Annotated in this window: 15 protein-coding genes; 4 read left to right on the top strand and 11 right to left on the bottom strand. The window is 56.2% G+C overall.

The features are described from left to right. Nucleotides 1-31 precede the first annotated feature (31 nt). The gene (locus JJB97_RS05735) at nt 32-1,678 is read left to right on the top strand and encodes a Na+/H+ antiporter (protein WP_238713073.1); all 1,647 of its coding nucleotides are present in this window, start codon (nt 32-34) and stop codon (nt 1,676-1,678) included. 405 nt (nt 1,679-2,083) lie between these two features. Here the strand turns inward: JJB97_RS05735 and JJB97_RS05730 are convergent, their stop codons facing one another. From JJB97_RS05730 to acs, 4 genes are all read right to left on the bottom strand, one after another. Then, nucleotides 2,084-2,965 carry a LysR family transcriptional regulator gene (locus JJB97_RS05730; protein ID WP_238713072.1) on the bottom strand — a complete coding sequence of 294 codons (882 nt, stop codon included), beginning with the start codon at nt 2,963-2,965 and terminating at the stop codon, nt 2,084-2,086. Nucleotides 2,966-3,204: 239 nt separating this feature from the next. Beyond that, on the bottom strand, nt 3,205-4,854 hold the full coding sequence (gene actP, locus JJB97_RS05725) for a cation/acetate symporter ActP (RefSeq protein ID WP_238713071.1): 1,650 nt from the start codon (nt 4,852-4,854) through the stop codon (nt 3,205-3,207). Continuing rightward, nucleotides 4,851-5,165 (bottom strand): DUF485 domain-containing protein, encoded by a 315-nt coding sequence (locus JJB97_RS05720; RefSeq protein WP_238713070.1) that lies wholly within the window; start codon nt 5,163-5,165, stop codon nt 4,851-4,853. The genes actP and JJB97_RS05720 overlap by 4 nt, the downstream gene beginning before the upstream one ends. A 178-nt stretch (nt 5,166-5,343) precedes the next feature. Beyond that, entirely contained in the window at nt 5,344-7,302 is a 1,959-nt protein-coding gene (gene acs, locus JJB97_RS05715) for an acetate--CoA ligase (protein WP_238713069.1), read from the bottom strand. A gap of 418 nt (nt 7,303-7,720) precedes the next feature. On the opposite strand from acs, the gene gltP reads away from it, so the two are divergent. Beyond that, entirely contained in the window at nt 7,721-9,034 is a 1,314-nt protein-coding gene (gltP, locus tag JJB97_RS05710) for a glutamate/aspartate:proton symporter GltP (protein ID WP_238713068.1), read from the top strand. 59 nt (nt 9,035-9,093) lie between these two features. Here gltP and fdhF read toward each other — a convergent pair whose 3' ends face one another. Beyond that, nucleotides 9,094-11,241 carry a formate dehydrogenase subunit alpha gene (gene fdhF / locus JJB97_RS05705; protein WP_238713067.1) on the bottom strand — a complete coding sequence of 716 codons (2,148 nt, stop codon included), beginning with the start codon at nt 11,239-11,241 and terminating at the stop codon, nt 9,094-9,096. A gap of 135 nt (nt 11,242-11,376) precedes the next feature. Between fdhF and JJB97_RS05700 the strand changes: the two genes are divergently transcribed. Continuing rightward, nucleotides 11,377-12,162 carry a tyrosine-protein phosphatase gene (locus tag JJB97_RS05700; RefSeq protein WP_238713066.1) on the top strand — a complete coding sequence of 262 codons (786 nt, stop codon included), beginning with the start codon at nt 11,377-11,379 and terminating at the stop codon, nt 12,160-12,162. Nucleotides 12,163-12,309: 147 nt separating this feature from the next. Here the strand turns inward: JJB97_RS05700 and JJB97_RS18530 are convergent, their stop codons facing one another. The 4 genes from JJB97_RS18530 to ygfK all read right to left on the bottom strand — a co-directional run bounded on the left by JJB97_RS18530 (nt 12,310) and on the right by ygfK (nt 18,727). Then, nucleotides 12,310-12,438: a hypothetical protein gene (locus tag JJB97_RS18530; protein ID WP_263457875.1), complete on the bottom strand. Its 129-nt coding sequence runs from the start codon at nt 12,436-12,438 to the stop codon at nt 12,310-12,312. Continuing rightward, nucleotides 12,438-13,910 carry a nucleobase:cation symporter-2 family protein gene (locus JJB97_RS05695; RefSeq protein WP_238713065.1) on the bottom strand — a complete coding sequence of 491 codons (1,473 nt, stop codon included), beginning with the start codon at nt 13,908-13,910 and terminating at the stop codon, nt 12,438-12,440. Before JJB97_RS05695 ends, JJB97_RS18530 begins: the two co-directional genes overlap by 1 nt. 387 nt (nt 13,911-14,297) lie before the next feature. After that, nucleotides 14,298-15,626: a putative aminohydrolase SsnA gene (ssnA, locus tag JJB97_RS05690; protein WP_238713064.1), complete on the bottom strand. Its 1,329-nt coding sequence runs from the start codon at nt 15,624-15,626 to the stop codon at nt 14,298-14,300. Nucleotides 15,627-15,628: 2 nt separating this feature from the next. Beyond that, a complete protein-coding gene (gene ygfK / locus JJB97_RS05685) occupies nt 15,629-18,727 on the bottom strand; it encodes a putative selenate reductase subunit YgfK (RefSeq protein WP_238713063.1) in 3,099 nt (1,032 codons plus the stop codon). Nucleotides 18,728-19,025: 298 nt separating this feature from the next. On the opposite strand from ygfK, the gene JJB97_RS05680 reads away from it, so the two are divergent. Continuing rightward, on the top strand, nt 19,026-19,862 hold the full coding sequence (locus tag JJB97_RS05680; RefSeq protein ID WP_238713062.1) for an XdhC family protein: 837 nt from the start codon (nt 19,026-19,028) through the stop codon (nt 19,860-19,862). A 245-nt stretch (nt 19,863-20,107) separates the two neighbouring features. Here the strand turns inward: JJB97_RS05680 and arcC are convergent, their stop codons facing one another. After that, on the bottom strand, nt 20,108-21,043 hold the full coding sequence (arcC, locus tag JJB97_RS05675; protein WP_238713061.1) for a carbamate kinase: 936 nt from the start codon (nt 21,041-21,043) through the stop codon (nt 20,108-20,110). Then, nucleotides 21,040-22,440: a dihydropyrimidinase gene (gene hydA / locus JJB97_RS05670; protein WP_238713060.1), complete on the bottom strand. Its 1,401-nt coding sequence runs from the start codon at nt 22,438-22,440 to the stop codon at nt 21,040-21,042. Before hydA ends, arcC begins: the two co-directional genes overlap by 4 nt. Nucleotides 22,441-22,482 lie beyond the last annotated feature (42 nt).

Raw genomic sequence — 22,482 nt, 5'->3', positions numbered from 1 at the left:
TTGTTTAGTAGAAAAACGTGACAAGGACAGCATGGAAATCTTTTTTACCATTTTGATTTTGACCTTAATGGTCTCTCTTTCAGGGGTTATTACCCGAATTCTGCCCTTCCAGATCCCGCTACCGCTAATGCAAATCGCTATCGGGGCGCTGTTGGCGTGGCCGACGTTTGGTTTACATGTAGATTTTGATCCGGAACTGTTTCTGGTGTTATTTATCCCGCCGCTGCTTTTTGCCGATGGCTGGAAGACGCCGACGCATGAGTTTATTCAACACGGGCGCGAGATTATTGGCCTGGCGCTGGCGCTGGTGATTATTACCGTTGTGGGCATTGGCTTTTTGATTTACTGGATGGTGCCCGGCATTCCGCTCATTCCAGCCTTTGCGCTGGCCGCAGTGCTGTCGCCGACTGATGCGGTGGCGCTCTCCGGTATTGTCGGTGAAGGCCGTATACCGAAAAGAATCATGGGCATTCTTCAGGGCGAAGCGCTGATGAACGACGCCTCCGGTCTGGTATCGTTGAAATTTGCCGTAGCCGTGGCGATGGGGACGATGATTTTTACCGTCGGCGGCGCTTCGGTGGAGTTCATGAAAGTGGCTATCGGCGGGCTGCTGGCAGGCTTTGCCGTGAGCTGGCTTTATGGCCGGTCGCTAAGGTTGATGAGCCGCTGGAGCGGCGATGAGCCTGCAACCCAGATTGTGCTGCTGTTTCTGCTGCCGTTTGCGTCATACCTGATTGCGGAACATATCGGCGTATCCGGTATCCTGGCTGCGGTGGCGGCGGGGATGACGATTACGCGTTCCGGCGTGATGCGTACCGCGCCGCTGGCAATGCGCCTGCGAGCCAATAGCGTGTGGGCGATGCTGGAGTTTGTTTTTAACGGCATGGTGTTCCTGATGCTGGGTCTGCAACTGCCGGGCATCCTGGAAACCTCGCTGGTGGCCGCCGAGGCAGATCCGAATGTTGAAACCTGGATGCTGTTTTTAGATATCGTGCTGATTTATTTTGCGCTGATGCTGGTGCGCTTCCTTTGGTTATGGGGCATGAAGAGTTTCAGCAAGCGCCTTTTGAAGAAGAAGCCAATGGAATTTGGCGCCTGGAGCATGCGTGAAGTGCTTATCGCCACTTTTGCTGGCGTGCGTGGCGCGATTACGCTTGCCGGCGTGCTCTCCATTCCTCTGCTGTTGCCGAGCGGCGAGGTCTTCCCGGCGCGTTACGAACTGGTATTCCTTGCGGCAGGCGTCATTTTGTTCTCATTGTTTGTCGGCGTTATCATGCTGCCGATTCTGCTGCGCCATCTTGACGTGGCGGATAAAACGCAATCGCATAGAGAAGAGCGTATGGCGAAGTCGGTCATGGCTGAAGTGGCGATTGTCGCTATCCAAAAAATGGAAGAAAGGCTGGCGAGCGATACAGAAGAAAATATTGATAACGAGCTGCTTAAAGAAGTGAGTTCGCGTGTTATCGGTAATCTGCGTCGCCGGGCAGACGGGCGTAACGATGTGGAAAACACGGAGCAGGAAGAGAGCCTGGAACGCCGCTTCCGTCTGACGGCGCTACGCTCTGAACGCGCGGAGCTTTATCATCTGCGCGCGACGCAGAAAATCAGTAATGAGACGTTGACTAAAATGCTCTACGATCTCGATTTGATGGAAGCATTACTGATCGAAAAAGAATAAGCGCTATGCTTTGAGTAAAATGGCCGGCTGAAGACCGTAATGCCGGCCGCTTAAGGTTAGCTGGGCGCAGTAGCGCAAAGTCGTTATTGCGTCGCGCTGCGCTCACCTCCCGGCCATTCGCCTGCGTCCGGCCCGCTTCCTGTCCCGTTTCGCCTCTGCCCTTGTCTCCGCCTGCGTTAGCGGACATCCCCCATCGCGCCGTAAGCCTGTACACGTTAAAAGCAGGCAATGAGGCTGAGCAAATAAAAGGAACGAGGCCCCCGATATATCATGGTATTTTTGCATTAACAGGCGTCATTATTCACAAACAGGCTTAACTGACCGGCATTGCGGCTGAATGGTATAGGTAAATACAGATAGCGGATACGCCGTGCCGTTTTACGCTTTTTGGCGCTTACCGGTAGTTTATGCGCCCCAGTACTGCTTGCAGCATTCAATCCACGCGCGGGCGCTGTTAGAGAGATAATTTTCCTCACGCCATATCATCCCCATCTGCCACTGTAGCGGGCTGTTTAGCGGCAGCCACATTAGCGTTTTTTCATCCAGCCGCTGGCAGACAGGTTCTGGCAGAACCGCGATGCCGACGCCGGTCTGCACCATTGCCGCCAGAAAATCCCACTGGCCGCTGCGCACCGCAATGCGTGGAGTGACATTACAGGCCTCAAACAGGTGCATTAGCTGGCGGTTGAGCGCAAAGTCTTCGTTGTGAATAACCAGCGGGTATTCGCCCAGTTCGACAGGGTCTATGCGCTGGCGGCTAAGCCACGGTTCGCTGCGCGGCGTCAGTACGCATAGCGGGTGGCTGAACAGTTGCTGTGTGGCAAGCCTTGGCTCATCTTCCACTGGCAGCGCGGTCATCGCCAGATCCAGCTCGCCGTTCATCACCGCCTGCTGTGCCGCCAGGCCGCCAGATTCGGCGATTTTCAGCTCCACGCCGGGATACTGTTGATGATAGGCGCTAATGGGCCTGGCCACCATCATACCCACCATAGGCGGAATACCGAGCCGCAGGATGCCCTTATTGAGATGGTTAATATCAATAAGCTCGGCTTTTAACTGCCTGAACTCGTCGAGAATGGTTATCCCGTGTTCGTAAACCGCGCGGCCTGTATCGGTCAACAGCAGCCTGCGCCCTTCACGAATCAGAAGCGTACTGCCCAGCTCATCTTCCAGATTGCGCAGCATCTTGCTAATCGTGGGCTGGGTAACAAACATTTTCTCCGCCGCGCGGGTAAAGCTCTGCTGGTGCACGACTTCGACAAAATAGCGCAACGTGCGGATATCCATAGCCATTCCTGATTTCTGTTGTTGCATTGATTTTAATGCATTTTTATTTTATCGCGGTATCCGGGCGCGCTATTTGCTGAAAAATACGTATCGGATACCGGCTGTTTGGTGCAAAAACGACGGCAAGCAAGCCAAAAGGCGTAACCGCTCCGGCCCGCCTACGGCGCTAATACAGATAAAAACACTACCGCGCTGATTCAGCGCGGCAGGCTTACACAGGAAGTCAATTCAACGGCGCGCTAGTGCGCGTTTCCCTGCTCTATACCTAAACCCGTTTGCGAGCGGATAAACTGGGCGCGGAACAGATCGCGTTCGCGCGCGCCTTCTGCGCTGTTGTCGGTCGTCGAAAATAGCCAGATGCCGACAAAGGCGACCAGAATTGAAAACAGCGCCGGATATTCATAAGGGAATATTGGCGTAGCGTGGCCGAGGATTTGCACCCAAATCGTTGGGCCGAGGATCATCAACACTACCGCCGTCAACAGCCCCAGCCAGCCGCCAATCATTGCGCCGCGGGTGGTTAGCTTCGACCAGTACATCGACAGCAGAATAATCGGGAAATTACAGCTTGCGGCAATTGAGAACGCCAGCCCGACCATAAAGGCGATATTCTGGTTCTCAAACGCAATCCCCAGCACAATTGCTACCACGCCCAGCACCAGTACGGTTAGCTTCGACACCCGCAGTTCCTGGCGATCGGTAGCGCCCTTGCGAAAGACATTCGCGTAGAGATCGTGCGATACCGCCGAGGCGCCCGCCAGCGTCAGACCGGCGACCACGGCCAGGATCGTGGCGAAGGCCACCGCAGAAATAAAGCCCAGGAACATATTGCCGCCTACGGCGTTAGCCAAATGTACGGCGGCCATGTTATTACCGCCGATTAGCGCGCCCGCCGCATCCTTAAACGCTGGATTTGCGCCTACCAGCATAATGGCGCCAAAACCGATGATAAAGGTCAGAATATAGAAATAACCCATAAAACCGGTGGCATAGAACACACTTTTGCGCGCCTCGCGGGCGTCGCTCACGGTGAAAAAACGCATCAGGATATGCGGCAGGCCTGCGGTGCCGAACATTAGCCCCAGGCCTAGCGACAGCGCGGAAATAGGATCTTTCACCAGCCCGCCGGGGCGCATAATCGCCTCGCCGTTCGGGTGTGCGGCCATTGCCTCGGAGAACAGATTATTAAAACTAAAACCAACGTGGCGCATTACCATGAAAGCCATAAAGCTGGCGCCGAAAAGCAGCAGCACCGCTTTGATAATTTGCACCCAGGTGGTAGCGAGCATGCCGCCAAAAAGTACATACATCACCATCAGCACGCCGACCAGCACCACGGCAATGTGGTAATTCAGACCAAAAAGTAGCTGAATCAGTTTGCCTGCGCCCACCATCTGGGCGATGAGGTAGAGCGCGACCACAACCAGCGAGCCGCAGGCGGAAAGCACGCGAATCGGCCCTTGCTTCAGGCGGTACGAGGCGACATCGGCAAAAGTGTAACGCCCAAGATTGCGCAGCCGTTCGGCAATCAGAAACAGAATAATCGGCCAGCCGACCAGGAAACCAAGCGAATAGATAAGGCCGTCGTAGCCGGAGGTATAGACCAGCGCTGAGATACCCAGAAAGGAGGCCGCTGACATAAAATCACCGGCAATCGCTAACCCGTTTTGCAGACCGGTAATATTGCCGCCTGCGGTGTAGTAATCGCTGCGTGAGCGGGTGCGCTGCGAGGCCCACCATGTAATGCCAAGCGTCATTGCCACAAACACCACAAACATAATAATGGCCTGCCAGTTGGTCGGCTGGCGCTGCACCGAGCCGGTAATGGCATCGGCCGCCATTAGCGTGCCGGGCGCGGTCAGCAGTATAAATACAAGGAGGCGTTTCATGGCGTTTTTACCTCCTCAAGCACAACTTTCGTCAGGCGATCGAACTGGCCGTTGGCGCGCCAGACGTAAAGCCCGGTTAGCAGGAAAGAGATAACGATAACGCCTATGCCGATAGGGATGCCGCGCGTGACGCTGGTGTGGGCATGAAGCGGCGCGCCAAGCCAGGCAGGCGCAAAGGCGATAAGTAAAATAAAGCCAACGTAAATTACCAGCATAATCAGAGATAATACCGCGGCGAAACGCTGACGTTTTTCCACCAGCTCGGTGAAATGCGCACTTCCTGCTATTCGCTGACAAGTGAGGTCATTCATCACAGAGTCTCCAGAGGTCATTATTGTGTTGAGCGTACGGGAGGGATGGCCACTGTGCGCTCGTCGCCCCTTTTGCCGGGGCGAGCCGGTTTATTGACTGGCGCGTTGACGCGCCATACAGATTCTTCCTTGCGACGAACGGGCGGCGGGCTTTCACCTGCCGTTGCGGCTGCACGAATCAGGACGGTAGGGTAATGCCCTGTTTTTCTTCGAGCAGTTTTTCCACCACGCCGGGATCGGCGAGGGTAGAGGTATCGCCCAGGTTGCTGGTATCGCCGGCGGCGATTTTGCGCAAAATGCGGCGCATTATCTTACCTGAGCGGGTTTTCGGCAGCGAATCAGTCCAGTGCAGCACATCCGGCGTCGCCAGCGGGCCAATCTCTTTACGCACCCAGTTGCGGACTTCGGCATACAGATTCGGCGTGGGCTCTTCGCCGTGGTTGAGCGTTACGTAGGCGTAAATCGCCTGCCCTTTAATGTTGTGTGGGATCCCCACTACCGCCGCCTCTGCGATTTTTGGGTGCGACACCAGCGCGGATTCTATTTCAGCGGTGCCGAGGCGGTGGCCGGAAACGTTAAGCACATCGTCCACGCGCCCGGTTATCCAGTAGTAACCCTCTTCATCACGGCGCGCGCCGTCGCCGCTAAAGTAACAGTTTTTGAAGGTAGAAAAGTAGGTCTGCTCAAAGCGTTCATGGTCGCCAAACAGCGTGCGCGCCTGGCCGGGCCAGGCGTCAATGATAACCAGGTTGCCTTCGGCTGCGCCTTCCTGCGGGCGGCCTTCATTATCCACCAGAGCGGGCTGCACGCCGAAGAATGGCCGCGTGGCGGACCCCGCTTTCAGTTCGGTGGCGCCCGGCATTGGCGTAATCATGAAGCCGCCGGTTTCGGTCTGCCACCAGGTATCCATGACCGGACACTTCTCGTTGCCAATTTTTTTCCAGAACCATTCCCAGGCTTCGGGATTGATGGGTTCGCCGACGGAGCCGAGGATACGCAGCGATGCGCGACTGGTGCCTTCAATGGCTTTGTCGCCTTCGGCCATGAGCGCGCGAATGGCGGTAGGGGCGGTGTAGAGAATATTGACCTTGTGTTTATCCACGACCTGCGCCATACGGTTTGGCTGCGGCCAGTTCGGTACGCCTTCGAACATGAGCGTTGTGGCGCCGCAGGCCAGCGGCCCGTAAAGCAGGTAGCTGTGGCCGGTCACCCAGCCTACATCGGCAGTGCACCAGTAGATATCGCCCGGATGGTAGTCGAACACATATTTAAACGTTGTGGCCGCATAGACCAGATAACCGCCGGTCGTATGCAACACGCCTTTGGGTTTGCCGGTGGAGCCGGAGGTGTAGAGAATAAACAACGGATCTTCGGCGTTCATTTCCACTGGCTGATGTGCGCTATCGGCATTTTCCGTCAGGTCGTGCCACCACAGATCGCGTCCTTCCTGCCAGTCAATCTGGCCTGCGGTGCGTTTGAGCGTGATGACATGGTTAACCGTAGTGATATTCGGGTTTTTTAGCGCGTCATCAACGTTTTTCTTAAGAGGAATGCTGCGCCCGGCGCGCACGCCTTCGTCGGCGGTAATTACCAGGCGAGCGCTGGAATCTATGATGCGGCCTGCTACCGCTTCTGGTGAAAAGCCGCCAAAAATAACAGAATGGATAGCGCCAATACGTGCGCAGGCCAGCATCGCTACCGCCGCTTCCGGCACCATAGGCATGTAAATTGCGACCACATCGCCTTTGCGGATACCCAAATCCAGCAGCACGTTGGCAAAGCGGCAGACGTCCTGATGTAGCTGGCGGTAGGTGATGGTTTTGCTCTGGCTGGCGTCGTCGCCTTCCCAAATGATCGCAGCCTGGTCGCCGCGCGCGCTCAGGTGGCGGTCAAGACAGTTGGCGGCAAGATTTAGCGTACCGTCTTCATACCATTTGATGGAAACGTTGCCTGGTGCGAATGAGGTGTTTTTTACCGTCGTATACGGCCTGATCCAGTCGAGAATTTTCCCCTCTTCGCCCCAGAATGTATCCGGGTCGCTGATGGACTGTTGATACTTCGCACTGTATTGCTCAGGGGTAATCAGACAATGTTCTGCAATATTGGCAGGAATGGGATGTTTATGTATTTGGCTCATGGCTTTTTTTCTCCTGTGGAATGTTAATATTATGTCAAATAAAGGTTAACCAAACGCATGGCGAGCATTTTGTTTACTATTTGCGCGATAGATCACGCATTAAAGTTTGTATAAAAAATAAGCAAACGATTCGTCGGAGAGAAAAAGTTTTGAGGCGTAATTATTTAAAAACATGAAGTATAAATTCATTTTTTAACAGTGGGTTACGTGGAGGGAACTGCAAAAAATATCGATAACAGAATTAATTCTGTGAATGACTTCAATTTTCAAGGGTTGCGCTCGGTGCGGTGCAAATGATACTGATCAGGGCGTAAAAATAATCCATAACATCACCCGACGTTTGCTTTACCCTTCCAGTTCGCGGCATTCTCGTAGACAGGGTTGAGAGTGTCGCCTGAATTCAGGATACAGAAATAGTATGAAGAAACAAAAGATTAGCCTTGCATGGCAAATTTTGCTGGCGCTTGTGTTAGGCATCCTTCTTGGAAGCTATCTCCATTATCAGCCGGATACCCGCAGTTGGCTGGTAGAAAACCTGCTGTCGCCGGCTGGTGATATTTTTATTCACCTCATTAAAATGATTGTGGTGCCCATTGTCATTTCAACGCTGGTGGTGGGGATCGCTGGCGTGGGCGATGCCAAACAGTTGGGCCGTATTGGCGCTAAGACCATTATCTATTTTGAAGTTATCACGACTGTCGCCATTATTCTTGGCATTACGCTTGCGAATGTCTTTCAGCCAGGCAGCGGTATTGATATGTCGCAGCTTGCGCAGGTGGATATTTCTAAATACCAGCACACTACTGAAGAAGTGGCGAGCCACGCCCACGGCCTGATGGGGACGATTTTGTCGCTGGTGCCGACAAACGTTTTCGCCTCAATGGCGAAAGGCGATATGCTGCCGATTATCTTCTTCTCGGTGCTGTTTGGGCTGGGGCTTTCGTCGCTGCCGTCCACGCACCGCGAGCCGCTGGTTACCGTGTTTCGCAGCATTTCGGAAACCATGTTTAAAGTGACGCACATGGTGATGCGTTATGCGCCGATTGGGGTGTTCGCGCTGATTTCCGTGACCGTTGCGAACTTTGGTTTCGCTTCGCTGTGGCCGCTCGCCAAACTGGTTATCCTGGTATATGTGGCCGTGCTGTTCTTTGCGCTGGTGGTGCTGGGTGTCGTGGCGCGCGCGTGTAAACTGAGCATCTGGACGTTAATCCGTATTCTGAAAGATGAACTGATCCTGGCCTATTCCACCGCCAGCTCAGAGAGCGTCCTGCCGCGTATTATTGAGAAAATGGAAGCCTACGGCGCGCCGTCGTCTATTACCAGTTTCGTGGTTCCGACCGGCTACTCGTTCAACCTTGATGGTTCTACTTTGTATCAAAGCATCGCGGCTATTTTTATCGCCCAGCTTTACGGCATTGAACTGTCGCTTGGTCAGGAAATTATACTGGTACTGACGCTGATGGTGACCTCCAAGGGCATCGCGGGCGTACCCGGCGTATCGTTTGTTGTGCTGCTGGCGACGCTTGGCAGCGTCGGCATTCCACTGGAAGGCCTGGCGTTTATTGCAGGCGTTGACCGTATTCTCGATATGGCGCGTACCGCGCTCAATGTGGTGGGGAATGCGCTGGCTGTACTGGTTATCGCCAAGTGGGAAAGGCAGTTTGACACCAAAAAAGCGCGTGAATACGAGCGGGAAATGCTCGGCAAATTCGATAAAACCGCGCAGGACTGAGTAGATTTAACGTCGGAATTTATTGCCCCTCAGCCGTAAGGCCGAGGGGTTTTTTATTTTTATCCCGCCGCGCTGGCGCGCAGGCGCTCTTTAAGTTGCTCGTAGGTGTGAATAACATACTGCTCTGCCGCCTGTTGGTCGGCAATAGGTTCCACGCGCACGGCGCTGTACTTGTACTCCGGCGTTTTAGTAATCGGGCTGAGGTTTTCATTAACCAGCTCATTACAGGCCCCAATCCACCACTGATAAGTCATGTACACCGCGCCTTTATTCGGGCGATCGCTGACCTGCGCGCGCGTAATTACCCGACCCTTGCGTGAGGTTATCCACACCAGCGCTTCATCTTCGATGCCAAGGCGTGCGGCGTCCTCAGTGTTAATTTGCGCATAGCCGGGTTCGTCGGCAAGCGCCGCCAGCGCCGCGCAGTTGCCGGTCATCGAGCGGCAGGAGTAGTGGCCTACTTCGCGCACGGTGGAGAGCACCATCGGGTACTCCTCGCTGAGCTTATCCTGCGGCGCCACCCAGTCGCAGGTGAAAAACTGCCCCAGGCCGTTGGCGCGATCGAACCGCTCGGCATAAAGCCACTGTGTGCCCTGGTCCGCTGGCGATTCATCGCGGCACGGCCACTGGATATAGCCCATTTCGCCAATCTTTTCGTAAGTGGCGCCGAAGAAATTCGGGCAGAGGCGCCGCATTTCATCCCAGATCTCCTGCGTGCAGGCATAGTTCATCGGATAACCCATACGCGTGGCGATTTCACTGATTATCTGCCAGTCAGTTTTTAGCTCCCATTGCGGCTCGATGGCCTTGTAGAAACGCTGGAACCCGCGATCGGCGGCGGTGTACACCCCTTCATGTTCGCCCCAACTGGTGGAAGGCAGCACGACATCCGCTACGGCTGCGGTTTTAGTCATAAAGATATCCTGCACCACCAGCAGCTCAAGGCCGTCCATCGCTTCGCGAACGGATGACAGCTCTGCGTCCGTCTGCATGGGATCTTCCCCCATAATGTAAGCCGCCCGTACTTCTCCGTGGGCCACGCGGTGCGGCAGCTCGCTGATACGATAGCCCGGTTTTTCCGGTAATTGCGCCACGCCCCAGGCTTTTGCGAACTTCTCGCGATGCGCCGCTACCGTCACAGATTGATAGCCCGGGTAGGTATCCGGCAGCGCGCCCATATCACACGCGCCCTGCACATTATTCTGACCGCGTACCGGGTTAACGCCCGTGTTCGGTTTTCCGATGTGTCCGGTCAGTAGCGCCAGGCTGGTCAGCGCCCGCACGGTTTCCACACCCTGATAGAACTGGGTTACGCCCATACCCCACAGAATAGTCGCGGTTTTTGCCGTTGCGTATAAGCGCGCAGCCCTGCGGATATCCGCTGCCGCCACGCCGGTAATCGCTTCAACGGACTGAGGCGTGTAGCCTTCGACAATTTTGCAGTATTCGTCGAAACCTTCGGTACGCCCGGCGATAAAGGCGCGGTTGGCGAGTCCTTCGTGAATAATCACGTGGGCGAAGGCGTTCAGCAGCGCGATATTAGAACCGTTATTAAGCTGGATATGTATATCGGCGATACGCGCGGTTTCAATGCGTCGCGGGTCGCAGACAATAATCGTTGCCCCTTTTTGTTTTGCGCGGATAACGCGATTGGCGACAATCGGGTGTGAATCCGCCGGGTTATAGCCAAAAATCAGCAGTAAATCGGTGTCCTCAATTTCGACGACCGAATTACTCATTGCGCCATTGCCGACCGACTGGTGCAGACCTGCAACCGAGGGGCCGTGTCAGACGCGAGCGCAGCAGTCGACGTTATTGGTGCCCACAACGGCGCGGGCGAATTTCTGCATCAGGTAGTTGGTTTCGTTGCCCGGGCCGCGCGATGAGCCGGTCGTCATGATGGCATCCGGGCCGTACTGCGTTTTTATTGCCGTCAGCTTTTGCGCGACATAATCGAGCGCTTCGTCCCAGCTTACGGATTCCAGTTTGCCGCCGCGGCTGCGGCGAATCATGGGGCTTTTCAGGCGCGGCGTCAGGATTTGCGTATCATTGAGAAAATCCCAGCCGTAATGGCCTTTTAAACACAGGGTACCTTGATTATTTTTACCCTGTGCGGCCTGCGCGCCTACAACGCGGTTATCTTCGACCAGTAGGTTTAGCTTGCAGCCAGAGGCGCAGTAGGGACAGACGGTGATGACCTTTTTCATGGTGCATTGCTCCGTGCTTGTTGCTGTTATGGTTAAATTTATGCAGTTTTTATGCCATGCAATCAAGGCCTGCCTCAGGCATTATGTTGGGGAAAAGATAAATATTCAGGCTGGCGCACAGCGCAAGGAGCAAACATGGGGACGTTTTTAACGCCGAATCCGCTCAGTATCGCAGGCGTATGCAACGCCCGCGATTTAGGCGGCTATCGGGTACAGGGTGGGCATATCATTCCCGGCAGGCTCATACGCGGCGCGGATCTCAGCGCGCTGACGCCGCAAGGGCAGTGCCAACTGGCGCAGTATCCGGTCAGAAAAGTAATAGACCTGCGTACGGATAGCGAATGCAACGCACATCCTGACCGTCGCCCGGAAGGCGCGCAAATGCGCCAGCTTGATGTGTTGAAAGCCGTCCTGAAAGAGCATAACGCCAGTGTGCAGGAGATGGTCGCGCGCATGGGGCAACACTCCCCGGCACAAATGTTAAACGATATCTACCATGCCTTTGTCGCACAGCCTTCCTGCAATGCGGTTTGGCGGCGCTGGTTTGATGAACTGTTGGCGATGCCGCAGCATGAGGCTGTGTATTTTCACTGTACGGCAGGTAAAGACAGAACCGGCTTTGCGACGGCGCTGGTGTTGTTAGCGCTGGGCGCGGAACGCGGGCTGATTATGGAAGATTATCTTCTCAGTAATCGCTATCGCGTCCACGAAAACCAGCGCTTGCTGGCGCAGTTTCAGGCGCAGGCGCCGGATAAGACCGCAGCCGAGATTCTGGTGCTGCTGGAGGTGCAGGAAAAATACTTATGTACCGCCTTCGCGGCGATGGATTCCCTTTACGGCGGCGCCGATGCATACCTGCGTGTGGCGCTGGGCGTGGACGATAAACAGCGTGCGGCGCTGCGGGCTTGGCTGGTTGAATAAAACAAGCAGGCCGCTGTTGCCGGCGGCCTGAAAACCGGGGCAGAGACACAATTGCGCCCGAAACGACTCAACGTACTTCATACTGGTAAACGGTGCCGGTCAGGCATACAAAACGCGGCTGTTCATTGCGCTATTATCGTAACGGGCTTATAAAAAATAGGCCTGCCAGCTAAACCGGCTTTCAATACCCAGCGCGACGGCATCGGCGATAGCAGGCAATGCGATAATACCTGCCAGCGCCAACCCGGCGCCGAGGCGCAGCATCCAGGCTTTCATCAGTGTCCTCCCCGCTGTGCTTCTTCGCGTTCCACTTTGCGCAACAGCAGCCACATTCGCACCGTTCTTACCGCCATAAGCCGGGCTGCGGTGGGCGAAGGACGCGGATCGGGCGCGACGGTTTCACTGACGGCGTTTTTAGCCGGGCGTTCAATGCCGTTTAACGTCAGATTAGCGACAATTGCCGTTACCGTGCCGATGGTAATGCCGCTGTGCAGGAACATGCGCGCTAACTCCGGCATTTTACTGAACAGATCCGGCACCAGCACTGGCATCAGCCCGATACCGAGCGTTAGCGCCACCACCATTCCGTTGTTGTTGTTACGGTAGTTTACGCTGCCGAGCGTGCGAATACCTGATACTGCCACCATGCCGAACATAACCACGCCCGCGCCGCCGAGAATGGGTTTAGGGATCATCACCACCAGCGCGGCCATTTTAGCAAACATGCCCATTAGCATCAGGATGCAGCCGGATACCGCCACTACAAAGCGGCTGCGCACGCCGGTCAGGCCAATCAGGCCCACATTCTGGGCGAAGGCGGAGTAGGGGAAGAGATTGAACAGACCACCTATCGTGGTGGCAAGGCCGCAGGCGGTTAGCCCGCCGCGCAACATTTGCTGATCGGCCTTTTTGCCGACGATATCGCTGGTTGCCATCATCGACGACATCGTCTCCACCATAACCACAATCATTACCATCGATAGCATAATAATAGGCAGCAGATGGAACTCTGGCCGGGCAAAGCGCAGCGGTTGCGGGAAGTTAATCCACGGCGTTTCATTTACCAGATGAAAATCAAGCGGATTAAAAAAGCCCCAGATAATGGTGCCGACAATGAGCCCAATTAACACTGCGATGTTTTTTATCAGGCCGGCGGCAAAGGTGTAGATATTCAGGATTATCACCAGCGTTAAAAAAGCCATTAGTAGCGCGGTGATATTGCCAAAGCCTTCCATATCAGTACTGCCGCCGCCGATCCATCCTCCAGCCACGGGCATGATTGACAATCCAATGAGCGTCACGATGCCGCCCATGACGACCCTGGGAAACAGATGCACCGCACGGCTGATCCACGGCGCGCACAGTAGCGTGAACAGTCCGGCGATAATCACGGCGCCCGAGATCCCGCCGAGACCGTACTCTTTACCAATTAGCACCATCGGCACCAGCGCGGCGAAAGTACATCCCTGAATCACCGGCAGACGACAGCCGATCCACTTGCCGATACCGAGCGCCTGAACGATCGTGGCGGCGCCGCAGATAAACAGATCGGTACTGATGAGCAGGATAACCTGCTCTACCGGCAGCCCGACCGCCGTACCGATGACCAGCGGCACGGCCACGGCTCCGGCATACATCACCAATACATGTTGCAACCCATAAAGGATCATTTGCCCCGCAGGCAGGATTTCATCAACAGGGCAGGTCGAGCTCAGGTCTTTTGGTCGATTCAGAACAGACTCTTTCATTTCACGTTTCTCTCCTGTACGGCCCGTATGGCTTCTTAGGGTTACGACGCCTGCGGGCTACGATTCGAAGGCGTTATGCCTCCCTTGATGCGTTGCAATCATCCTGTGACGCCCGGGTGTTAATGCTCAAGCAGTGCCAGATTGGCTAAAAGGCGCGGGTAGTAGCTGTAAAATGTGAAAAACATCACGCAAATGAAAATGAAATGCGGGTCGGGCAATTGGGCAACCTCAAAGGGAGCCGGGGTTTATCATCCCGGGTTATCAGAATGAGAAAAAAGTTGCGGGATGACACGGCTGTTTTGCAGGCTGAGAAGGGGCAATAAAAAAGCCGGCGCAAGTGCCGGCAAGTACAGATAAGAAAACAGAAAAGAAGTTACAATGCGTTACTTATAGCTCGGCCATTTTGCGCCACATTCTTTCGGCGGCTTTACTGGCTTCGGCGTAAAAGCGCGAGGTATCGAAGGCAAATTCTCGGTTTTCATAAATCATCCGCCCGGCAACGATGACGCTATGCACCGAAGCGCTGCTCATGCCAAAGGCGATATGGCCGCCAAGATTCTCCGCGCACAGCGGCGTGGGCGCGGCGTAATCGCAGATGGTAATATCAGCGGTATAACCCTGCTCCAGCTTGCCAAAGCGCAGGCCGTGGAAGTTACGTTCCAGCAGAGCGTTGCCCTGGGCCAGCATCTTCAGAAAATCTCCCGGCCAGAGCGGGCCGCCTGCGTCACGGTGTTTAAAGTAGGCGAATTTAAACTCTTCGAACATATCAGAGCCGATGCCGTCAGTACCGAGAGCGACGTGTTTAAGCTCGGGCAGGTGAGGGTTATAACCCACCGCGTTATTCATGTTAGAGCGGGCGTTGTGCACCAGGAAACCGTTGCGTTCGTTTAACAGCGCCACATCCTGCGCTGAGAGCCAAAGCCCGTGGGCAATCAACGCCTTATCATTGAGCAGGTTGTACTTGTCAAGACGCGCCAGCGGTTCCATGCCGTACTTATCGCGGCTGTGCGAGACATCGTAACGGTCTTCCGCCACGTGTATATGCAGGCCGCGCCCGGTGCTGTGTACGGCGTCACGCAACAGCTCCAGGCCAACATCGGGTACGGTGAAGGGCGCATGTGCGCCGATGTGCGCTTCCACCAGCCAGCTTTCCGGTGAAGCCTCTTTTTCCTTATCGATAAGCCTGGCGAAGTTTATATTCTCTTCCACGCCGGCTTCCAGCTCTTTCACGCCATCGTTGCGATCGGTGGTTTCAAAACAGGTCATACCGCGCAGGCCTGCGGTAATAAACCCTTCACGTAGCAGCGTTAGCGAGTTTTTAATGAACGCGGGCGAGGCGTGGTGGTCGATAACGGCAGTACAGCCGTTGCGCACCGCCTCCAGAGAACAGATAAGCCCGCTGTAGTAGAGCGACTCTTCATCCAGCGCGCGATCGAGTCGCCACCAGAGGTTTTTCAGCGTTGAGATGAAATCCGGGCACGGCGCGATAGGCGCCAGCACACCGCGCGACAGGCCTGAATAGAAGTGGTTATGCGCGCAAACCATGCCGGGCATAACCAGTTTGCCGCCCATATTTTTCACCTGTGCGGAAGGATGCTTCCCAACCAGATCGCGCCCCACTTCTGCAATTTTGTTACCATCAATCAGGATATCAACGCCAGACGTCACTTTTGGCGGATCGAACTCTACGGCGGTACAGTTTTTCAGTAACAGCATGTTCACTCCTCCACGGCGCCCAGCAGGTAAGCGTGGTGCTGCCGGGTGTAATTGATTATCTGGTTCATTTCCGTGAGCTCCTGCGGCAGGTCTACAATCTGGCCGTCGCCGTTAAGCGCCAGTTGCCAGGTGCGCCCGTCCTGGCGGATACGGATCTGTTTACCGTTCAGCAGAAAGCCGGGGTTGTTGCTACGTTCGAAGTCCTGCTCCAGGCTGAATACGGTTACCTTGTCGTGATAGGGTTTTCCCTGCCACGGGCAGAACTGAGCGCAGTTGCCGCACTCGTTGCACAGCGCGTCCAGATGCAGGATCTGGTGGCGGCTGCGAAAGCCCGGTACGGCAAGGGCGACATTGGCGCGGTTGGGGCAGACATCCACGCACTTGCTGCAAATATAGTTACAGGAGAGGCAGCGTTCGGCCTCCTGGCGCGCAAAAGCGTCTGGCGCATCGCTGTTAACCTGCTGAACGGCGATAATACCTTTGCGGGTATAAACCTCTTGCGGATCGGTATTCAGTGCGCGGGATGGCGCAGGCGCGGGTTTATTTTCACGCTTAAGTATGGCGTCACAGGCTTTACGCGCGCCGCCGATAGCTCCCACAATAGAGGCCGGGCCGCTTTGTACATCGCCAATCAGAAAGACGTTAGGGCGCTCGGTTTCCAGCGTTCTGGCATCCACTGTCGGCACGCCGCTGTCGCCAACCGGCAAGCCGATGCGGCGCAGCGCCTGTTCATCCGGGTTTTCGCCGGTTGCGGTAATAAGCGCGTCAAAGTGGGTTTTGCGTATTTCCTGTGTAGCGACGGGACGGCGGCGGCCGCCTTCGTCAGGTTCGCCGAGCTGCATCACCCGCAGGTGCAACTGACCGTCAGCATCATACTGCTCCGGGTTAACCAGCGTCATAAAGCGCACGCCGTCGTGCTCGGCCTCGGCAATCTCCTCCGGCCAGGCGGGCATGGCGTCGCGGTCGCGGCGGTAAACGATGGTGGCGCCGGTGACCTCCGGCAGGCGCAGCGCGGCGCGCGCGCAATCCATCGCGGTGTTGCCCGCGCCCACAATCGCCACTTCGCCGCGCAGGGCGGGCGGCGCTTTGCTGTTAAAGGCGCGCAGGAACTCAAATGAACGCCAGACGTTGGCGTTATCGCCCGCCAGACGCAGCGCGTTATTTTTTGTTGCGCCCGTGCCGATACAGATATAGTGAAAGCCCTGCTGTTTCAGGCTGTCTATGGTCAGGTCCGGATCGCAGTTATAAACAAACTTCACGCCGTGCTCGGCAATAAAATCAATGTCCTGCTGCACCAGTTCGGCCGGGATACGAAAACGCGGCACGATATTGCGCACTACGCCGCCTGCGTTAGCTTCCCGTTCAAACAGCGTCACCGGATGTCCGGCACGCGCCAGGAAGTAACCGGCGGCCAGCCCGGCCGGGCCTGCGCCAATTACTGCGACCGGGTGGCGGTCGCCTGAGCCTGCCGGACGATGCCAGCGGCGGCGATACTCTTCCCAGCCCTTTTCGCGGGCAATCTTTTTAATCGCCCGAATATTCAGCGCGCTGTCGTAGTCCAGACGGGTACAGTTGTACTGGCACTGGTGGTCGCAAATATGGCCGGTAATGGAGGGCAGGGCGTTGCGTTCGTAAATCAGGCTTAGCGCGTCGGCGTAGCGCCCGGCGCCCGCCAGACGCAGGTATTCGGGAATATCCTGTTTAATGGCGCAGGCGGTAACGCACGGCGCCACGTAGCAGTCGGTTAGCGGCAGCGCTTCGCCGGTATCGATTTCATCCTTACTTTTCCACTCTTTCTGCGCCCAGTCGGCGTTCAGCGCCCGCTTTGCAAGTTGGTCCAGCGCAGCGACGTCAATATGGCGACGGCCCCAGTCTGCTACCTCCTCCAGCATACGGGTGCTTTTTGCCATGCGCAGATAACCGCCAGGCTTGAGCAGATCGGTTGCCATCGTGATCGGTTTAATACCGGTTGCGAAGATCGCGGCAATATTGTACTGGCTGGCGCCGCCGGAATAGGAAATAGGCAGCCGGCCATCGAAATGGCGCGACAGCAGCGCGGCGACATTAATGGAAAGTGGGAATAACGCGCGCCCGGACATGTACATCTCATCGCCGGGTAAACGCCCTTTGTGATTGCGCGCGCCGAGGGTGTTAGTGAGCTTCACGCCAAACGCCAGCCCTTTTTCTACGCCAAGCGTCATCAGGCGCTCCAGCATATCCAGCGCCTGCGCAAGCTGCAGGTCGTGGCCGAACGACTCTTCACTGAGCTGGATATAATCAAACCCGTTGTTATCGAGAATTTCCCGTACCCGCGCGTAGCCAAGCAGCGTTGGATTGAGCTTCACATAGGTGTGTAGCCCTTTTTCCGTCAGCATATAGCGGCAGATGGATTCAATCTCGTCCGGGGGACAGCCGTGCATAGTAGAGAGCGTTACGCTGCGCACCATGCGCGGCGAAATGCTCTCCGGCAGCTCGCTCAGCGCCCGGGCGTCGCCTTTTGCCAGCAACGACCAGCCGCCGCGGGCGATAAACTGCGCCAGCTCCTGACGGTAGCGGTTAAATTTGGCGTTTTTGCTCGCGTCCATCGTCTCATCGATAAACGTCTGCATTCGTGGCTCGGTGATGCCTTTGAGGTCATAACCGACGCTCATATTGAAAATAAACGAGCGCCCGTGTGCCGAAGAGCGCGGGGACAGCAGCGTTTCCAGCAGCCACAGCGCCATCCATGCCTTAAGGTATTCATCCCACGCTTTTTCCAGCGTGAGTTCGGTTGACCATTCGGTGTTGTAGGCCTCGTCGCTGGGATCGATACAGGGCTTTTCCAGTTCCAGCCGGTCAAGGATTTGCACCGTTTTCAGCTCGATAAAGCTGCCGCCGGTGAGCCACGCCACAATAATATTGGGCGCAAGCTGCGTGTGGGGGCCGGCAGCCGGGCCGACCGGCGTGTCGCAGGTTTCGCCAAACAGCCGTAGCTGGCGGGCCGGATCGCGCTGGTAAAACTCGCTTTCCGGGATGCCGAAGATAGAGCGATTTTCCTCATATTCGGCGCAGATTCTTGTTAGCAGCTCACTAAAAGGGACAGGACGCATGATGTCGGACATTCTTTGCTCCTTGCATTTTTTCTTGTGTTATCGGTGGCCCCCGGCAGGTGCCGGCTGGCCGCTGAGGGGGTACAAAGCAACATCCGCGCCAGCCAGCATATCCTCACCCCATATCGTGATGAATTTCTCACTCCTGAGCGGTAAACGCCTTTTGTCGCCGCTGCGTTTCGCACAGGCGTTATCACGCATTATCACAATGAGAATGGATGAGGCATACGGGTCAGTAAAACGGCGCAAAACGAGACGGCACAAGACTTGCTTGTTATCCCGCATACTTTCAGGAAAAGGACTCTGTACCATGAATATCTTTGCGACGCTGTCCCGCCTTGAAGCGGAAAACCGGAGTTTCGCCCTGTTGCAGATTATTGAATGTCGTGGCTCCTCGCCACGACATTGCGCCTGTATGTTGCTGAGCGAAACCGGCGAGGTGGAAGGCACTATTGGCGGCGGGATGCTGGAGCGGCTGGCTATAGCGCGCGCGCGCGAGGCGCTGGAGGAGGGCGCTTCCTGTATTTTTCACGGCAGGCTGGCGCGCCACGGTGAAAACGCGGTAGGGTCGGACTGCGGCGGAGCGGTAAGCGTGCATATTGCCGTTTATCCCCGTCAGCCGGAATTGTTCCTGCTTGGCGCAGGTCACGTGAATCGTGAAATTGCCCGTCTGGCGCTTGCGCTCAACTATCGCGTGACGGTGGCGGACACCTGGCCGGATAATCTCACTCACCCGCAGTTGCCGCCCGCATGTCGGCGGGTCGGGGGGGATAATTATATGCAGATTACGCCTCAGCTTGGGCTGGATACGCAAAGTTACGTCGTTATCGCCACCAACCATGAGGATCGGGAGGCGCTGGAGCAGGTGATAAACCAGCCTTATCGCTACCTTGGTCTGCTGGCGAGCCGCCGTAAGGCGCACCACCTGCGCAATATGTTGCGTAAAGAGCTGGGGATGGATGAAGAGACCGTCGCACGCCTGCATGCCCCGCTGGGGCTGGATATTGGCGCTGAAACGCCGGCGGAGATCGCAGTCAGCGTACTGGCGGAAATTGTGCGTGAACACCGAGGCACAGGTAAAGCGGCGCGCGCCGCCCAGCCGCAAACTGGGACGACGCCCGTGCTGGAAGTGGCGACAACGGGTTAAGTGCGCTGTTTTATAAAGAAGAAAAAAGGGAAGCGTGCTTTCTCTGGTTGTAAAAAAGGGCGAAAACGGGATTTCGCCCTTTTTCAGCTTGTTGACAAAAAAGGAAAAAACGAGGTTTTTCCTTCTTTGTGGTTAACCATTGAAAAACAGCGCGCTGATTTTCATGGTTTAATTTGCAGGCTTTTCGGGCCGAATCCGTTTGTCCTGGAAGGTGACAATCGCCCTTGAGGGCCTGCGGCTTGGGGTTATCCCATACTGATTACCGTACCCGTGCGCCCGGCAATGCCGTCGCTGGCTTTCTCAAGCAGGGTAATGAGCGCCTGGCGTCCGGGGCGAGATTCGGCAAAAGCGACCGCCGCTTCGACTTTCGGCAACATGGAGCCTGGTGCGAACTCACCGGCGCGCATATAGTCGCGCGCCTGCGCCGTTGTCAGGTTGCTCAGCCACGCCTGTTGCGGCGTATTAAAGTGGATCGCCACTTTTTCTACGGCGGTCAGGATTATCAGCATATCGGCATTCAGATCGTTCGCCAGTACCGCGCTTGCGCGATCTTTGTCGATGACTGCGCTGGCGCCGCGCAGGTGATTGCCGTGCGCCACAACCGGAATTCCGCCGCCGCCTACGGCAATGGGAATCTGTCCTGCGGCCAGCAGCGCTTTAATGGCGTCGGTTTCCACTATCTCCTGCGGCATGGGCGAGGCTACCACGCGCCGCCAGCCGCGACCCGACTCTTCGCGTACGGTTATGCCCTGTTTCGCCATTTCATGAGCGGTGTCTGGCGACAGGAAAGAGCCGATGGGTTTATCCGGGTTGTTAAAGGCCGGGTCGCGCTCGTCCACCCGCACCTGAGTAATCAGCGATACCACATTCTTATGAATGCCCCGACGGCACAATTCTTCGCGCAGCGCATTTTGCAGATCGTAACCGATATAACCCTGGCTTAAGGCTACGCATACCGACATTGGCAGCACAGGCGAATGCGCCTGGGTGTCGTGAGCGGCTTCGAAAGCCTGGTGAATCATACCCACCTGCGGGCCATTACCGTGGGTGATGACCAGTTCGTGCCCCTCTTCAATTAACCCGGCCAGCGCGGATGCGGTGCCTTGTACCGCCTGCATCTGCTCGGACAAATCTTTACCCAGCGCGTTGCCGCCCAGCGCCAGCACAATTCTTTTTTTCATCGTAATCCTTCTCCCTGTGAGCAAGTAAACGGCTGACGATGCAGGAATCGCCCGTGGCCTGCGTGGCCCGTAAAGCGTTCGTGTTGGCAGACGATTTCGCCGCGCGACAGGGTCATTACCGGCCAACCGTGGCAGGTAAATCCTTCGTAAGGCGAATAATCGACATTATCGTGCAGATCAGCGTGATAGATGGTTTTTTTGCGCCCGGCGTCGAACAGCACCAGATCGGCATCGCTGCCTTTTAGCAGGCTGCCTTTCTGCGGCCACAGGCCAAACAGTTTGGCCGGATTGCTGCTGGTGAGCGCCACAAAGCGCGACGGGCTGATGCGCCCGGTGGATACCCCTTCCGAGAACAGCAGCGCCATGCGGTTTTCCACGCCCGGCAGGCCGTTGGGGCAGCGGGTAAAATTGTCTGCCGCCAGTTCACGACGCAGGCTGGCGCGGAAGGTACAGTGGTCGGTTGCGACCGTATCGATACTGCCGTCGGCAATACCCTGCCAGAGTTTGTCCAGCTCGGCATGGGGACGCAGCGGCGGGCTGAGAATGTACTTCAGTCCGTCCGGTTCCAGGTAACGGTTGATATCCAGTAACAGATATTGTGGGCAGGTTTCTACCCATACCGGCTGGCGGCGCGCGCGCGCCAGGCGCAGGTAATCCAGCCCAAGCCCGTTGGATAAGTGTACAATATACAGCGGCGCGTCGTCGGCGAGGTGCGCCAGATTCACAGCCCGGCCGATTGCCTCCGCTTCGCAGGCCAGCGGCCGGCTTCGGGCATGCCAGACAGGCGTAAGCTTGCCTTCTTCAATAAAACGGCGGCGATTAAAGTTTACTACCGCATTGTTTTCCGGATGCACTGTCGCCAGCGCGCCAACCTCCTTCAGGCGGCGTAGCAGGCGCAGTGAATCGCCGTCGTTGAGGTAATACTGATAGGTGAGGTAAAACTTAAAACTACTGATGCCTTCTTCATGCACCATTGACGCCAGCTCGTCGATAATGGCGTCATCAATATGCTGCACCACGCCGTGAAAACTATAGTCAATCACTGCCTGCCCGCGGGCGTAACCGTGATAGGCGCTCAGTTGGTGGTGCAGATTGCAGCCTGCCGGGCCAAAGCCCATATGATCGATGATAGTCGTCGTGCCGCCGCAGGCGGCCGCGCGGGTGCCGCTGTAAAAATCGTCACAACTGCGGGCGATTCCAACATCGATATTAAAATGCGTATGCGCATCCACGCCGCCAGGCATGACTAACAGCCCACGGGCATCAATCAGCGTGTCGTTTTTTTCCGCTTTGATATCGGGGGCAGTGCGGGCGATTTTTCCATTTTCAATCAGCAGGTCCTGGCGATACTCACCCGCATCGTCCACCAGCGTGCCGCCCTTAATTAATACTCTCATGGCCCCGCTCCTGAGGCGCCCCGGCCAGGGGCGCCTCTGCCG

The sequence above is a fragment of the Tenebrionibacter intestinalis genome (assembly GCF_016632365.1).
Taxonomy (GTDB): Bacteria; Pseudomonadota; Gammaproteobacteria; order Enterobacterales; family Enterobacteriaceae; genus Tenebrionibacter; species Tenebrionibacter intestinalis.
This window is presented reverse-complemented; position numbering and strand designations above follow the sequence as displayed.

What these genes read in the sequence shown, in the direction of transcription:
- actP (WP_238713071.1), bottom strand. Translation starts at nt 4,854, where the DNA reads ATGAAACGCCTCCTTGTATTTATACTGCTGACCGCGCCCGGCACGCTA.
- ssnA (WP_238713064.1), bottom strand. Translation starts at nt 15,626, where the DNA reads ATGCTGTTACTGAAAAACTGTACCGCCGTAGAGTTCGATCCGCCAAAA.
- JJB97_RS05720 (WP_238713070.1), bottom strand. Translation starts at nt 5,165, where the DNA reads ATGAATGACCTCACTTGTCAGCGAATAGCAGGAAGTGCGCATTTCACC.
- JJB97_RS05700 (WP_238713066.1), top strand. Translation starts at nt 11,377, where the DNA reads ATGGGGACGTTTTTAACGCCGAATCCGCTCAGTATCGCAGGCGTATGC.
- JJB97_RS05735 (WP_238713073.1), top strand. Translation starts at nt 32, where the DNA reads ATGGAAATCTTTTTTACCATTTTGATTTTGACCTTAATGGTCTCTCTT.
- JJB97_RS05680 (WP_238713062.1), top strand. Translation starts at nt 19,026, where the DNA reads ATGAATATCTTTGCGACGCTGTCCCGCCTTGAAGCGGAAAACCGGAGT.
- ygfK (WP_238713063.1), bottom strand. Translation starts at nt 18,727, where the DNA reads ATGTCCGACATCATGCGTCCTGTCCCTTTTAGTGAGCTGCTAACAAGA.
- JJB97_RS05730 (WP_238713072.1), bottom strand. Translation starts at nt 2,965, where the DNA reads ATGGATATCCGCACGTTGCGCTATTTTGTCGAAGTCGTGCACCAGCAG.
- arcC (WP_238713061.1), bottom strand. Translation starts at nt 21,043, where the DNA reads ATGAAAAAAAGAATTGTGCTGGCGCTGGGCGGCAACGCGCTGGGTAAA.
- hydA (WP_238713060.1), bottom strand. Translation starts at nt 22,440, where the DNA reads ATGAGAGTATTAATTAAGGGCGGCACGCTGGTGGACGATGCGGGTGAG.
- JJB97_RS05695 (WP_238713065.1), bottom strand. Translation starts at nt 13,910, where the DNA reads ATGAAAGAGTCTGTTCTGAATCGACCAAAAGACCTGAGCTCGACCTGC.
- acs (WP_238713069.1), bottom strand. Translation starts at nt 7,302, where the DNA reads ATGAGCCAAATACATAAACATCCCATTCCTGCCAATATTGCAGAACAT.
- JJB97_RS18530 (WP_263457875.1), bottom strand. Translation starts at nt 12,438, where the DNA reads ATGAAAGCCTGGATGCTGCGCCTCGGCGCCGGGTTGGCGCTGGCAGGT.
- gltP (WP_238713068.1), top strand. Translation starts at nt 7,721, where the DNA reads ATGAAGAAACAAAAGATTAGCCTTGCATGGCAAATTTTGCTGGCGCTT.